Origin of the sequence: Clostridium sp. SY8519 (assembly GCF_000270305.1) — a bacterium.
Taxonomy (GTDB): domain Bacteria; phylum Bacillota; class Clostridia; order Lachnospirales; family Lachnospiraceae; genus SY8519.
On record NC_015737.1, the window covers coordinates 937,770 to 951,162 of the forward strand.

At 51.3% G+C, this 13,393-nt stretch carries 12 protein-coding genes; 5 read left to right on the forward strand and 7 right to left on the reverse strand.

All coding sequences use genetic code 11. The features are described 5' to 3' along the window. Nucleotides 1-123 precede the first annotated feature (123 nt). Entirely contained in the window at nucleotides 124-1,038 is a 915-nt protein-coding gene (locus tag CXIVA_RS13305; RefSeq protein WP_013976820.1) for an Ig-like domain-containing protein, read from the reverse strand. A gap of 220 nt (nucleotides 1,039-1,258) precedes the next feature. After that, nucleotides 1,259-1,867 carry a 50S ribosomal protein L25 gene (locus tag CXIVA_RS04405; RefSeq protein ID WP_013976821.1) on the reverse strand — a complete coding sequence of 203 codons (609 nt, stop codon included), beginning with the start codon at nucleotides 1,865-1,867 and terminating at the stop codon, nucleotides 1,259-1,261. Nucleotides 1,868-2,278: 411 nt separating this feature from the next. Here CXIVA_RS04405 and CXIVA_RS04410 point away from each other — a divergent pair, with 411 nt between their 5' ends. Next, entirely contained in the window at nucleotides 2,279-2,767 is a 489-nt protein-coding gene (locus tag CXIVA_RS04410) for a hypothetical protein (protein WP_013976822.1), read from the forward strand. A gap of 162 nt (nucleotides 2,768-2,929) precedes the next feature. Here CXIVA_RS04410 and CXIVA_RS04415 read toward each other — a convergent pair whose 3' ends face one another. Next, the gene (locus tag CXIVA_RS04415) at nucleotides 2,930-3,616 is read right to left on the reverse strand and encodes an NAD(P)H-dependent oxidoreductase (protein WP_013976823.1); all 687 of its coding nucleotides are present in this window, start codon (nucleotides 3,614-3,616) and stop codon (nucleotides 2,930-2,932) included. Nucleotides 3,617-3,746: 130 nt separating this feature from the next. Between CXIVA_RS04415 and CXIVA_RS13310 the strand changes: the two genes are divergently transcribed. From CXIVA_RS13310 to CXIVA_RS04435, 4 genes are all read left to right on the forward strand, one after another. Next, nucleotides 3,747-4,331, forward strand: a complete 585-nt coding sequence (locus CXIVA_RS13310; RefSeq protein ID WP_013976824.1) for a TetR/AcrR family transcriptional regulator — start codon at nucleotides 3,747-3,749, stop codon at nucleotides 4,329-4,331. A 78-nt stretch (nucleotides 4,332-4,409) separates the two neighbouring features. Further along, nucleotides 4,410-6,089 carry a helix-turn-helix domain-containing protein gene (locus CXIVA_RS04425; RefSeq protein WP_013976825.1) on the forward strand — a complete coding sequence of 560 codons (1,680 nt, stop codon included), beginning with the start codon at nucleotides 4,410-4,412 and terminating at the stop codon, nucleotides 6,087-6,089. A gap of 88 nt (nucleotides 6,090-6,177) precedes the next feature. Continuing rightward, on the forward strand, nucleotides 6,178-7,743 hold the full coding sequence (locus tag CXIVA_RS04430) for an FAD-dependent oxidoreductase (protein WP_013976826.1): 1,566 nt from the start codon (nucleotides 6,178-6,180) through the stop codon (nucleotides 7,741-7,743). Further along, nucleotides 7,740-7,931, forward strand: a complete 192-nt coding sequence (locus tag CXIVA_RS04435) for a ferredoxin (RefSeq protein WP_013976827.1) — start codon at nucleotides 7,740-7,742, stop codon at nucleotides 7,929-7,931. Before CXIVA_RS04430 ends, CXIVA_RS04435 begins: the two co-directional genes overlap by 4 nt. 146 nt (nucleotides 7,932-8,077) lie before the next feature. Here CXIVA_RS04435 and glmS read toward each other — a convergent pair whose 3' ends face one another. The 4 genes from glmS to CXIVA_RS13315 form a co-directional block, all read right to left on the reverse strand. Then, nucleotides 8,078-9,994 carry a glutamine--fructose-6-phosphate transaminase (isomerizing) gene (gene glmS, locus CXIVA_RS04440; protein ID WP_013976828.1) on the reverse strand — a complete coding sequence of 639 codons (1,917 nt, stop codon included), beginning with the start codon at nucleotides 9,992-9,994 and terminating at the stop codon, nucleotides 8,078-8,080. A gap of 344 nt (nucleotides 9,995-10,338) precedes the next feature. Continuing rightward, nucleotides 10,339-10,947 (reverse strand): biotin transporter BioY, encoded by a 609-nt coding sequence (locus tag CXIVA_RS04445; RefSeq protein ID WP_013976829.1) that lies wholly within the window; start codon nucleotides 10,945-10,947, stop codon nucleotides 10,339-10,341. 146 nt (nucleotides 10,948-11,093) lie between these two features. After that, nucleotides 11,094-11,669 carry a DUF6465 family protein gene (locus CXIVA_RS04450; RefSeq protein WP_013976830.1) on the reverse strand — a complete coding sequence of 192 codons (576 nt, stop codon included), beginning with the start codon at nucleotides 11,667-11,669 and terminating at the stop codon, nucleotides 11,094-11,096. Nucleotides 11,670-11,871: 202 nt separating this feature from the next. Then, nucleotides 11,872-13,380, reverse strand: coding sequence for a 3-phosphoshikimate 1-carboxyvinyltransferase (locus CXIVA_RS13315; protein WP_013976831.1), 1,509 nt, complete (start codon nucleotides 13,378-13,380; stop codon nucleotides 11,872-11,874). Nucleotides 13,381-13,393: the final 13 nt, after the last annotated feature.

Consider the following 13,393-nt stretch of genomic DNA (forward strand, 5'->3'; position numbering starts at 1 on the left):
TCCTTTGTTTTCTTTTCAATACACAGAGGCTATTATAGCACCCGAAAAGAATTTCGCAAGGTTTCCCATGCATGTATGCAATCTGATACCATGTATTTTCCACTCTGTCCCCTGTCTGTTCCCTTATCGGTATTTGGACAGCAGTTTTATGTTTGCCCGCTCGATTGCGTTGAAATCGCTGTCGGAACAGGTACGGTACGGTGTGTACCAGGAGTATCTCCTGAAATAATTGGTCCAGCCGCCGTTTTTGAACTTATGGCCTTCTCTGGCGTAAATCTCATTAATTGCCTTCTGTGCCTGGCTGCTGGTCAGTCCTGCTACGTCCGCTTCACTCAGATAGCTTTCTGAGGAATAGGGGAATACGAAATCAGATGGATAACGGTCCGCGATCTCTGAAGGCGACAGATAGATCACTGTGGTCTTGGATGCCTGGCTGGAAGAACTGCCGGATGCGGATGATTTGCTGGCAGATCCTTTGACCGTAACGGTGCAGGACGCGGATTTGCCATTGGGGGAAGATGCTGTGATATTGGCTGTTCCCTTTCCCTTGGCGGTAATCAGTCCGCTGGAATTCACCAGCGCCACTTCCTCGTCGGAAGAGGTCCAGGTCAGGTCTTTTGCGCCGGCATTTTCCGGATACACCGAAGCTTTCAACTGTTCGGTCTTTCCTTTTTTCAGTGTGACGCTGGCTTTGTTCATCGTCACATTTTCCACTTCCACCGCTTCTACCTTGATCTCACAGGTGGCAGTTGTCCCGTTGGCCGCAGTCGCAGTAACCGTAGCGTCTCCGGCTTTTATAGCTGTCACTTTTCCGTCTTTTACCTGTGCGACTCCGTCATTGCTGGAGCTCCATTCAATCTGCATATCGTTGGGATTGCCATCGGTTACCACACTCAGTTTCGTGTCACTGCCAGCCTCCATGGTATATTCGGTCTTGTTTAACGTAAACTTATCGGTCTTGCCGCATCCGCCCAGACATATGCCTGCGGTAAGAACCGCTGCTGCCGCAATGGTGACTGTAAGATATTTTCTCTTCATTTTCCTGTCCCCTCTGTATCCAAGTTGATAAAACAATACTGAAATATTATTATAGTTAGAATTATACCCCAGATTTCTGTTTTTGGATACTAAAAATGAAACAAACCCCGCGCATCTGTCACCCCTTCTGCCGCGGGATCCCAAGAAAAATCCGCACGGCTCCTTCTCCCGGGAAGGATGCCGTGCGGCGTCTGTCTCTTTTTATGGTATTGTACGGTCTTTACGCTTCGTCTGTGCCTGCTGCGGCAGCTTCCGCTGCTTCAATCATAGCCTCATCCTCTGCGCTCATATGCTGATGATCCAGCACATGGAGCACGCTGGAATCCAGCGGTGTCACAATATCTACCTTGTCATTCTTGGCAATGTCCAGATCTGCTACAGCCAGATGGGTGCCAATCGGATATTTGGATACATCGATCTCGATTTTGTCCACCAGATCTGCCGGATATGCCTTGTAGTCAATCTTGCTCAGGGCATGGGTCAGGAAGCCTTTTGCCTTATCTTCATTAATGAAGAAGATCTCTGCGGTTGCGTGAATCTTCTCATCTGCAATCAGCTGCTGGAAGGTCATATCGATGTAGCGATGATTCAGGGCGTCATAATCCACGCCTTTGATAATGGTCTTATATTCTGTGCCGTCCACATTGATGATGGCTCTGCTGCCGATGCTGTGCTTTTTCATAAACTGTGCCGCTTTGTTCTGTGGAATGGCGATCGAAATCGACTCCGGAATCTCTCTGCCGCTGATGGATCCGGTCAGGTAACCTTCCCGTCTCAGCTTTTTCGCCTTGATGTTCATGTCTCTTGTCTTTGCCTGTAATGTTTCCATGCTATACCTCTTTCTGCGGGAATTTCCCGGCTTGAATATCGTACGTCCTTATGCCTGGGGCGCTGGAAGGAAACATCGTATGCATCCTCGGCAATCATCCCGCTAAAGATGAATTGTTCTGAGGGATGCTGTGGAAAACCAAGGAGCCTGCGGTGCCGGCAGATTTATTCTGTCTAAATTGTTGAATTGTTCACAGTCCTTACGGACTACCCTTACATTTTAACGCGGGGCACAGTTTATGATTCAACAATTTTTCCTGCATTTTCTTTTTTCTTTTTGGTTATTTTGCACTTTTATGTCTGAAAATATTCATTGTAATAAAATCTTATCAGTTTTTTAACTTTATTTTCTTATTTTTCCTGTGATTTTCTATTATAATAGATACAGATAGTAAGAAGGGTGGTGAATCATATGTCAGGAAACAATCTTTCCCATGTTCAGAATCACAGCCGCAAGGCGAAAGGCAAAGGTATTTTCTTCTGGAATCCGGATTGCCAGACCATCGACCAGAGAACCATGATTGACGCAGCTGTCCTCGTACTCATCGCTGTATTATTCTGGTTCGTTACCGAGAGTCTTCTCGTGACATCCCTGATCACTGCAGCTGTAGCCGCTGTCTGGATCATCCATTTCGCAGTTAACTACCGCAGATGGAACCGCCGCGCACAGCTCCTGGCAGACGGAGCGCCGACCATCGGCCGCCTGTCCAGATTCCTGGCTTCCGGTCTCCTGATCGGTTATATTCCGGGCTATCTGGCCGGCCAGTATCTGCTGCGTACGGCTTCCGGTTCCTTTGCCCTGGTAGTTATCATCACGGCAGCATCCGCAGCCACCGGTCTGTTAATCGGCAGCGGCATCTATTATTTCCGCAAACGCAGGCTGGAATCCGCCGATTCCTGATCCTGATCTGTGCAGATATCTGCATTGTTCCGGCAGAAGAATCGGATCCGGCCATTTCATCCTTTGCAATTTTCTGGCAGGTTGTCCCCCCTTCCTGCCGGTCAGACCCTCGGGTCTGTTCTGCAGAGAGTCCGTCAGTGGATGGCGGACTCTCTTTTTGTTTTATTTCCAGGGTTTTCCCCCATCCAGCCAGCCCTGCTCCTTCCAGTAACTGTCGTCTGCCGGCGTAAATCCACGGCGGTGCAGGCTGCGCATGACCCGGAACATGATCCTCTGGCGGATTCCCGGACGCCCGGGCTTGCAGCGGGCCACCCTGCGGGCCAGGCGGTCGGTTTTCCTTTCAATCGTCTCCCACTGTTCTGCCGTCAGGTGTTCCGGCTTCAGTACCCGTACACGCAGTCCCAGCCGGTGAATCACCGGTATCCCCCAAAAACGCAGACTGTCTGCCATATCTCTGTTGGCCGACCGGCAGCCGGCTCCTGCCGCTGTGCTGATACAGATGCCCTGCTTATGGAACATCTCCGGCCTGGGGCGGTGAACCATCCACTGATAGCCGTAGTGATCCAGGAACACCTTCATCGGCCCGGATGCGTGATATACGTATACCGGACTGGCCAGAATAATCAGATCCGCCTCCTCCATGGCCCGGGTGATTGGGCGCAGTTCCCCGTAATGCGGGCATTTCTGCTCACTTTCCATAAAACACCGGCCGCACCCCACACAAAACCGGTTAAAATCTCCAGGAAGGAAAAATTCAGTCACTGGTCCGCCGATTTTTTCTGCTGTTTTCCTGGCAATCTGTGCCGTAGTGCCCCTGTGATTCTGCCCATGTATGATCATAATCTTCATTCCGGCTGTCTCCTCTTCCCATTTCCTGTGTCCATCATAGCGGAAATACATCCAATATACAACTTGACTCCGGTTCTGCTATAATAGGATTGTTCAGAAAACATCCATCACTGCTGCCGGGAGGATAGTTATGGATCTGCGTGTCATAAAAACAAAAGAACTGATCCGCCGCGTCTTTGTCCAGCTTCTGCGGGAACGGGAATTCCCTCAGATCACCGTCAAGGAGCTCTGCAGCAGAGCCCGGATCAACCGTTCCACCTTTTACCATCACTATGAAGATATTTATGCCCTCAGAGACGAGCTGATTGACTCTGTCATTGACGAATATACCGCGCATATGGAGACGGACTTTCTCGATATCCATACGTTTCTGTCCGAGGACTATCCCCGTCTGCTGACCGCCAACCTGGTATACATGTACAACCACAGAGAACTGTATGAACTTCTGTGGCATCAGAAGCTTCTGGGACGCAATGTTTTCGAGGAAATGCTGGCTGCCGGCGCCTCCTTTCTGACAGACTGCATCTTAGAAAGCGACCAGGTCACTCCGGCAAAAAAGAAGCGCGCCGGATGGTATGCCAATCTGCTGGTCAATAACCTGATGACCAGTACTCGTTGGTGGCTCCATCAGAATCCGCCGATTCCCGCGGAACAGATGGCGGAGATGATCACTTCCAATATGCACAGCGGCACGGTAACCCAGTTATTTATCTGACTGTTTCTACCAAAATCTCTTACTTTCTGATGCTCCGCATATGTTCTGTTTCATTACATTTTTCTGGAGGAAACCGCCATGGAACTCACATTGAATCTGATCCTTTATCTTCTGCGCAGCTTTCAGCCGGCTGTCATTCAGCGCGCGCCCTTCACTCCCTGTATTACCGGAATCAAATGTTTGATACCCGATGATCAGAATCTGTCTCCCCGCGTACTCTACCTTGCGAATCTGTCAGACCTGTATACGCCCCCGCAGTCTGCCGATTCACCGGCCTGCTCCGCGCCTTCCGCAAAAGCGCTGATTATTCTGTTGGTTCCGCCCGCAGCTCCCGCTTCCGGTTTCAGCGATAACCTGACAGACGCCCTGGATCCTTCCTATCGTTCCTGCACCCTTCTTACCGTCCGGAAACCAGCCTCTGCAGCGCTTCTGCTCAACACACTGCTGGAATCCTTTCACCGGATTACCGCCTGGGACAAACAAATGCATGTCGGCGCCTTGGAAGGAGAACCTCCACAGTCCCTGCTGAACATGAGTGAAGATCTCTTGCGCTGCCCCGTCATGTTATTTGATCCCGGGTTCCGTGTGCTGGCTTACAGCCGGAAATATTCCACCAACAATCCCGGCTTTCAGGCTGCGGTTAAGTCCGGATACACCTCCCCGGACACCATGGCCCTGACCAGAGAGCTCCATATCCTGTCACGCCTGGAAAAGGTGGAACAGGGAAAATCTCTGATTGCGCCGGCCGTAGAGGACCCGAACACCAATAATATCTATCACTGTCTCTTTGACGGCAGCCGGCTGCTGTGCTATATCTGCATTTTCTGCGGTTCTCAGGTTCCGTCTTCCGGCTACCAGGATCTTCTGCAGATTTTTTTCACCAACATGACCTACTGCCTGCAGCGAAATTACAGCAGCGAACGCTATGGCCAGATGCTGTACGAAACCATCCTGCTCCGCCTGATGCATCCGGAAACAGTCACCGGGGAATGGCTGACGGACCGCATCGCTTCCGTTCCCGGCCTGGAGGAAAACGGCAATTACGTTCTGGAAGTGCTGCAGTTTGACGATGCGGCTAATCTGTCACCGGACTATCTGATCCGCCACATTCAGATCACCGTTCCCGAACTGAAGCCGTTTCTCTATGAAAATCATATCTGTCTCCTGCTTTCTTTTCCGAAATCCACGCAGATCACAGATGAACAGATGCAGAAACGCTGTCTGCATCTTCAGCAGATTCTGACCCGTTATCACTATCGGATCGGCTGCAGCATTCCCTTCCAGGCAATCCGGGATATCCGATATGCCTACCGCCAGGCTATTTCCGTCCTTTCCTTCACACCCTCAACTGACAGCCGTGATCCTGCAGACGCCGAAAGGATATGTTTTTTCAGCGGCCACATCTACGACTACCTGTGCGCAGCCGCCGAACAATACGCAGCAGCGCCCTTTCGGATTCCGGTACGTCTTCTCCAGTGCAGCCTCTACCGGTCGCTGAAGGAACAGGATGCCGCCAATCACACCCATGACCTGCTGACTGTCATGACTTACCTGTACTGTGACTGCAACGCCACCAGCGCCGCCAGACAACTGTATGTACACCGCAATACCGTCCGCAATATCATCACCCGCACAGAGAAGCGCTGGCAGACAGATCTTTCTGATCCTAATATCCGGCAGCAGCTCATCTTGTCAGATCAGATGGAACACTATCTGCTTGTGCAGAGTGCACAAGCAGACACAGAAAAGCAGCAATAATTCCGCTTCTGCGCTACAGCCGTGCCTCCCGTCTTCTGCTATAATTTCTGTAAAAGATGCTGAAATATATTTTAAAGGAGGGAACCCTATGAGCAAAACCGTAGATGTAGACGTGGCTGTCATGGGCAGCGGTGTGGCAGGCATGGGAGCCGCGTACAAACTCAGCCAGGCAGGCGGTCTGAAGGTGGCCGTCTTCGAAAAATACCCGGCCCAGGGTGGAGCAGTATCCAATTGTCCGATGTGTTTCTGTTCTACTCCGGACACGCCGGAAGCCCAGAAGATGGCGTATGAAGTATGGGCAAGATTTTCCAATTATACCGCCAATCTGGCTCTGATCAGCAAAGTGCTGAAATACTCTTCTGAATTTCCGGATCTGTTTCTGAACAAACTGGGCATTAAGACATCGATGATCATCCGCCGCAAGCCGGAAGAATACGGCACAAAACGTGGATATACCATGGGACATGCTAACGGACTGGATGTGGGAGACTATTATTTCATTCAGGGACGGGGCAAAGGACACGGTATGGCGCTGGCGCTGCTGCGCCTGCGTTTTCTCCTGGAAAAAGAAGGTGTTCAGTTCTACTTCTCCACCCCCATCAAAAAAATTCTCCGTGAGCCGAACGGAGGCAAAGTCACCGGGGCTGTCGCCTATGACAAAGCCGGCGAAGAAATCCGCATCAACTGCAAAGCCCTGATCGTGGCTTCCGGAGGGATCACCGGCAATATCCCTCTGATGAAAGAGTTGGGCGTACTGCCTTCGGATAAATACGAAGAATATTACAAAGACGGCTACCTGGTCAATATCACCTTCCCGGACAGCTGCCAGGACGGCGACGGGCAGAAGGCTGTGTGGGCCGTCGGCGGCAAACAGACGGACATTGTAATCAGCGCCGACCCGCAAGTGCCGAACCCGGGCGTCCGTATCGGTCCGAACACCCCATGGCTTCCGGCCAACCAGACAAAAATCATCACTGAACAGCCTTATCTGCGGGTCAATGAGCTGGGCCGCCGGTTTATCAATGAGGAAATGGCCAACAATCACACCGCCATGTCCTCATCTATGATCCAACAGAATCCCAACATGGCTTCCTATATGATTTTTGACGAGGATACTGCCAGACATCTGTCTGAAGCCGTAGAAGACGACTATGTATACTTTATTTTCAAGGGTACACGCTGCGAAAACATCCGTGGTCAGATGGACGAAGCGATTGCCAGAGGAAACCGGCATATGTGCCACTTTGCCACCATCCATGAAGTCTGTGAATACATGGGAATTGACGAAGATGGTCTGAAAGCCACCCTGAAAAAGTACAATCATGCCGCTGAAACCGGCGATGATCCGGATTTTCACACCAATCCGAAATACATCCGTCCAGTACAGGAATCTTCCGGACAGATTTACTGCTACCGTATTCTTCCGGGCGGCTATGACACCATGGGCGGTCTGGCCATTGACGAAAACGCCAATGTCCTGGACACTTCCAATCTGCCGATCGAGGGACTCTACGCCGGCGGTGACATGGTAACGGGAAGCGTCTACGGCAACCCGCCGTCCAACGCGGGAGGAAATGTACACGGTTCCATGCCTACCGGAATGCTGGCCGGTGATTCCGCCGCCGCTTATGTGAAAGGAGCAATGCACGCATGAAATTACAATTAGCTGATTACTGTATTCGCTGCGGTATCTGTGAAGACCTCTATCCGGACCTGTTCCGCCGTAATTACGAAACCCACAGCATGGATATCCTCTATGAGGAAATCCCGCCGGAGCTGGAAGAACGGGCCCGCCAGGCTGCGGATGACTGCGCGGTAGCCGCCATTAAAATCCTGCCGTAGACTGCCTATTTTTCCGCCGCGGATAATACCGGCAGATCATTCGGATCTTCGGAATATTACAAAAACCTGTTCTGTTATTTCAAATGAAACAACAGAACAGGTTTTTTTATTTTTCAATCAACTTCTGCGGCAGATTGCCGGTGTTTTTATTCTACCGTAACGCTCTTTGCAAGGTTCCGCGGTTTATCCACATCCAGCCCACGGGTCACGCTGGTATAATACCCCAGAAGCTGCAGCGGAATAATCGCCAGACTGCCCACAAAATGGTGGTCCACATTCGGAATATAGACATTGAAGTCCACACTGTCTTCGATTTCGTAGTTGCCGTTTGTGGTCAGGCCCATCAGATAGGCTCCCCGGCTCTTGCATTCCACCATATTGCTCAGGGTCTTCTCATAGAGATCCGGCTGGGTCAGGATACCGATCACCAGCGTACCGTCCTCGATCAGGCTGATGGTTCCGTGCTTCAGTTCGCCTGCGGCATAGGCTTCTGAATGAATGTAGGAAATTTCCTTCATTTTCAGGCTGCCTTCCAGGCCGATGGCATAGTCAATTCCACGCCCGATGAAAAACGCGTCCCGGATGCTGATCTGTTTGGAGGCAAACCACTGAATCCGTTCCTTGTCTTCCAGAAGTTTTTTCACTTTTTCCGGAATAGTCTGCAGTTCCCGGATAAAATAGGCGTATTTATCTGCGTCATCTTTTACCGTGCCTGTATCCGCGCCGCCTGCCATATCCACTTCTGCCAGTGTTCCCCGCAGACGCGCGAATTCAAGGGAAAGCAGATAGCCGCAGATCAGCTGCGTGCTGTAAGCCTTTGTCGTCGCTACCGCGATTTCCGGGCCGGCCAGAGTATACATGACATGATCTGCCTCCCGGGCAATCGAAGATCCTACCACGTTCACAATCGCCATGGTGGCAAGTCCCCGTTCCTTCGCTGCCCGCAGCGCCGCCAGGGAATCCGCCGTCTCACCGGACTGACTGATCACAATCACCAGACCATTGGGATCCAGCCGCATTTTGCGGTACCGGAATTCTGACGCCAGCTCCACACGGACCGGAAGATCGGTAAATTCTTCCATTACATACTGCGTCACCACGCCCACGTGCCATGCGGAGCCGCAGGCTACGATATAGACCTGTGTCAGGCCGCGGATCTCCTCTTCTGTCAGGCCGGTGACAGACAGATCGATTCTGCCGTCTTTCAGATAATGGTTCAGTGTCTTTTCGATCACTTCCGGCTGCTCGTGGATCTCTTTCATCATGAAATGCTCAAAGCCGCCCTTTTCCGCTGCTTCCGCGTCCCACTCGATTTCCACCAGTTCCTTCTGGATCTCATCCCCGTCCAGATTGTAAAAAACCACGTCTCCGGCAGTAATTCTGGCCAGTTCCATATTGCCGATATAATATACCTGACGGGTTCTGTTGAGGATCGCCGGCACATCCGAAGCGATGAATGTCTCTCCGTCCGCCACACCGATAATCATCGGGGAATCCTTCCGGGCTGCATAAATTTCACCGGGATAGTCCGAAAACATCAGTTCCAGAGCATAAGAGCCGCGCACACGCACCATGGCTTTCGCGATGGCATCAATCGGTCCGTTCTGGTATTTCTGGTAATAGTAATCAATCAGCTTGATCACTACTTCTGTATCTGTCTGGCTGTAAAACGTGTAGCCGTTTTTCAGCAGTTTTTCCTTGAGTTCCTGATAGTTTTCAATAATTCCGTTGTGTACTCCCACGACTTCGGATTCCACCGGTCCGGAAGCAGATCCGGTGCAGTTGCCGCTGACATGCGGATGGGCATTGGTCTGGGTGGGCATTCCGTGGGTCGCCCAGCGGGTGTGTCCGATGCCGCAGGTTCCCGCCACTGCTTTGCCGTCATTTGTCTTTTTGGAAAGGTTGACCAGTTTGCCGGTCGCTTTTACCACCTGTGCTTCCTCACTGCCATTCCGTACGGCAATCCCGGCTGAATCATATCCCCGGTATTCAAGTTTTGATAATCCGTCCAACAGGATCGGTGCGGCCTGCTGCGGCCCGATATATCCTACAATTCCACACATATGCTGATTCCTCTTTATTCGTTTTATTTTCTGTTTTGCTGTATGTTTCTTTCTGTCAGTTCAAAACCGCTTGTCCTATTTTATCACAGAGACCGTTCCGCGCAAAGTAAAATGGCCAACTTACCCGAAACTTCTGTCTCCGGCGCCTTTCATCCGAAAAAATCCGGAAAAGAGGAAGGCCAGCGCAAAAAGGGGGAATGCGCTGGCTCTTAGAAAATGAAAAAGAAAATTAAATTAGTTATGCATCAAAAGGTAATATTGGGGGAGTTATCTTTTGATGTTTTTTATCATACACGAAAAATGTGTCTAAGATGTGTATGACAAATAAAGGAATTATTAAAAGTCTATATCATATTTCGGTTCACAACGCGAAACAGCGCCCGGGCCAGATAAGCCGCCAGGATACATTTGACAAGATCCCCCGGAATAAACGGAAGCACGCCTGCTGCCAGCGCTGCCTTCGCATCCAGATGCGCCACATGAGCCATCCACGGCGTTCCCAGCAGATAGATGACAGGGATCCCGACCATGATGGCTGCCACAAGATTGCGCCATACCTTATTCTTCTGGCCGCAGGCCAGAGAAACCAGAAAGGCTGCCGCCATATACCCGATAATATAACCACCGGTAGGACCGGCCAGCACACCGAAGCCTGCTGTTCCTCCCGAGAAAACCGGTACGCCCACGATTCCCAGAAGCACCCAGATCACAACCGTCAGCAATGCTTTCCTGGGTTTCAGCAGCAGGGCTGCCAGATTGATAATTACCGTCTGTGCCGTAATCGGCACGGCGGAAAACGGCAGACGGATGCTGATATAGGATGATACGCACAACAGCGCTGCCAACAGGGCCATCGTTGTCAGTTCTGCCGAAGTCATCGCTTTTCCCCGTGTTTCCGTTTTGCAGCCGGAAGATTGCCGTTTTCTGTCTGCAGATGTTACTGTTGATTCCATTGTAAATCTTCTCCCTTTTCGTTGATAACCATTATCATAGCCTTATTGTTAACCTTTGTCAATATATTAGTTAACTTTATACTCATAGAAAAACCGGAGGTCTCCCCAGCGGAAACCTCCGGACAGCATCACGAAAAATCCTTTTATCAGAAGTCTACACGGCCGGCATGCTCATCATTAATCACGTAATATGCCGCACGGTCTTCCGGTTTTAAGTATAACGCAATCTTATGGACAGTCTCATTGCCGGCAGCCGCGTTAAACTGCGCAATCGCCCGCTCCTTCAGGTCCTGGACATTCACGTCGGTGCCATAATACTGCAGAATCACGGTTTCTTCCGCTTTTTTCTTACGGGCCGTCCGTTTGGCCGGGCTCTTCGCTTTGGTTGTCTTTGCCTTGGAAGCTGCTGTTTTTCTGGTTCTGGCTGCAGTCTTCTTCTCTGCTGCCTTTTCTTTTACTTCTTCTGCCTTCTCTTTCGTGGCAGCCTTTACTTCCTCAGCTTTTTCTTTGGTGGCAGCCTTCACTTCTTCTGCTTTCTCTTTTGTAGCCGTCTTTACTTCCTCTGCCTTCTCTTTCGTGGCAGCCTTCACTTCTTCTGCCTTTTCTTTCGTAACCGTCTTTACTTCTTCCGTCTTTTCCCTGGTCACGGCTTTTAATTTTTCCGCTGCATCTTTTACCGGAGTTTTCTTTGTTGTGTCTGTTGTTTTGTTCGTTGCATCCATACTCAATATCCTCCTAATAAATGTCTCGCTCCGGGTGACTTCCACCCTTGGTTACCAGATGCCTCTCTATAAAAATAATTTTAAACGAATCTTACTTTCTGTCAAGACACCTGCAGGGGTATCACCCGCTAAAACCCGCGGAAAACAGGGCTTTTTCCAGCTTTTTATGCCGGAATTCTTGTGCTTTTTTTCATGCAAAACTTCAGCTGTCTTTTTCGCCGAACACACGGGCAAAAACTTCGAAGTATTCCGGAAATGTCTTCCCGCAGCATTCCGGATTGAGAATCCGGATTCCTTCCGCCCGGAGTCCCAGCAGGGAAAAGGCCATGGCCACCCGATGGTCCTCATAGGTCTCAATCTCACAGGGATGCGGCTGCCCCGGGTCAATCAGAATTCCGTCCGGGCGCTCCTGGCAGCGAATCCCCGCTGCCTCCAGATTGCTGTGCATTGCATGGATCCGGTCGCTTTCCTGCCGGCGGATATGACCGATTCCACTGATTTCCACCGGACTGTCCGCATAAGGCGCAATTGCCGCCAGTGTCAGCGCCTGATCCGAAAAGTCATTCATATTCAGCCGGATTCCCTTCAGACAGGGCAGCTGCGGTCCGGCGCCGGTAAGACGCACACCGGCGTCTGTGTCTTCGTATCTGCAGCCCATCTGCTGCAGTACATCCAGAAACCGGACATCTCCCTGCATCATGTCCGGATGGATATGCTTCACCAGAATACTGCTTCCGGTAATGGCCGCCCCTGCATAAAAATAGCAGGCCGCGGATACATCCGGTTCGATCCGGTATTCAGCCGGGCCGCTGCAGTTCTGTCCTTCCGGCGTATAATAACAGCCGTCGATATACATACTGCGCATGCCGAACTGCTCCATCATCTGCCGGGTGACCGCCACATAGGATCCCGCCTTTTTTTCACTGGTAATACGGATCATCAAACCTTCCGCTATCAGCGGCGACGTCAGAAGCAGCGCGCTGAGATACTGTGTGCTGGTACTGATATCCAGCTGTATTTCCAGCGGACCGGACCAGATTTGCGCCGGCGCTGCCTTCTGTTCGGCCGTTTCCCGGGCCCGTCCAGCCTGACAGGTCTCCCGATTGGGGCAAACGGCGCAGTTTTCTGCCTGGTCATGGATCTCCGGCTGATAATCCTCCGAAACCAGCTCACCGATGGGAGACTCCGCCGCAGCCTTCTGCGTATCCAGGGCGGCAAATGCCCTGGCTTCTGCGCGTCTGCCTGTTACCCTGACCGGAAGATGGCAGGGGGTCTCCAGATAATCAAATGTTGCTCCCAGCTGTTCCAGGGCAGCAAACAGATCTTCCATCGGCCGTTTTTTCATCTGTTCCGAAGCCTGTATGGTATAGACGCCATCCGACAGCCCCAGCATCGCAGTGAGAAAACGGGCGGCGGTTCCTGCGCTCCCCACGTATATTTCCCCGGATTTCAACGGAATGCTGCCGCCGGTTCCCTCTACCGTCACTTCCCGGTCCGTTTCGCTGACCCGGATCTGATAGCCCAGCCTTTTGAGGCTGTCCAGAAAACAGCGGGCATCCTCGCTGAACAAAGCCCCTTTCAGGACGGTCTTTCCGGTCGATAACGCAGACAGCAGAAGTGCCCGGTTCGTAATGCTTTTCGAACCCGGCACTTCCACTTCGCATGCGATCGGCCGGCTTACTGTGGTTACATCAAAGTAAGTCTGCTTCATTGGATCTTCTCCT

Excerpts from the sequence above, each read along its gene's own strand:
- CXIVA_RS13310 (WP_013976824.1), top strand. The coding sequence starts at position 3,747 with ATGGATCTGCGTGTCATAAAAACAAAAGAACTGATCCGCCGCGTCTTT.
- CXIVA_RS04450 (WP_013976830.1), bottom strand. The coding sequence starts at position 11,669 with ATGGATGCAACGAACAAAACAACAGACACAACAAAGAAAACTCCGGTA.
- CXIVA_RS04415 (WP_013976823.1), bottom strand. The coding sequence starts at position 3,616 with ATGAAGATTATGATCATACATGGGCAGAATCACAGGGGCACTACGGCA.
- CXIVA_RS04425 (WP_013976825.1), top strand. The coding sequence starts at position 4,410 with ATGGAACTCACATTGAATCTGATCCTTTATCTTCTGCGCAGCTTTCAG.
- CXIVA_RS04430 (WP_013976826.1), top strand. The coding sequence starts at position 6,178 with ATGAGCAAAACCGTAGATGTAGACGTGGCTGTCATGGGCAGCGGTGTG.
- CXIVA_RS04435 (WP_013976827.1), top strand. The coding sequence starts at position 7,740 with ATGAAATTACAATTAGCTGATTACTGTATTCGCTGCGGTATCTGTGAA.
- glmS (WP_013976828.1), bottom strand. The coding sequence starts at position 9,994 with ATGTGTGGAATTGTAGGATATATCGGGCCGCAGCAGGCCGCACCGATC.
- CXIVA_RS04410 (WP_013976822.1), top strand. The coding sequence starts at position 2,279 with ATGTCAGGAAACAATCTTTCCCATGTTCAGAATCACAGCCGCAAGGCG.
- CXIVA_RS04445 (WP_013976829.1), bottom strand. The coding sequence starts at position 10,947 with ATGGAATCAACAGTAACATCTGCAGACAGAAAACGGCAATCTTCCGGC.
- CXIVA_RS13315 (WP_013976831.1), bottom strand. The coding sequence starts at position 13,380 with ATGAAGCAGACTTACTTTGATGTAACCACAGTAAGCCGGCCGATCGCA.
- CXIVA_RS04405 (WP_013976821.1), bottom strand. The coding sequence starts at position 1,867 with ATGGAAACATTACAGGCAAAGACAAGAGACATGAACATCAAGGCGAAA.
- CXIVA_RS13305 (WP_013976820.1), bottom strand. The coding sequence starts at position 1,038 with ATGAAGAGAAAATATCTTACAGTCACCATTGCGGCAGCAGCGGTTCTT.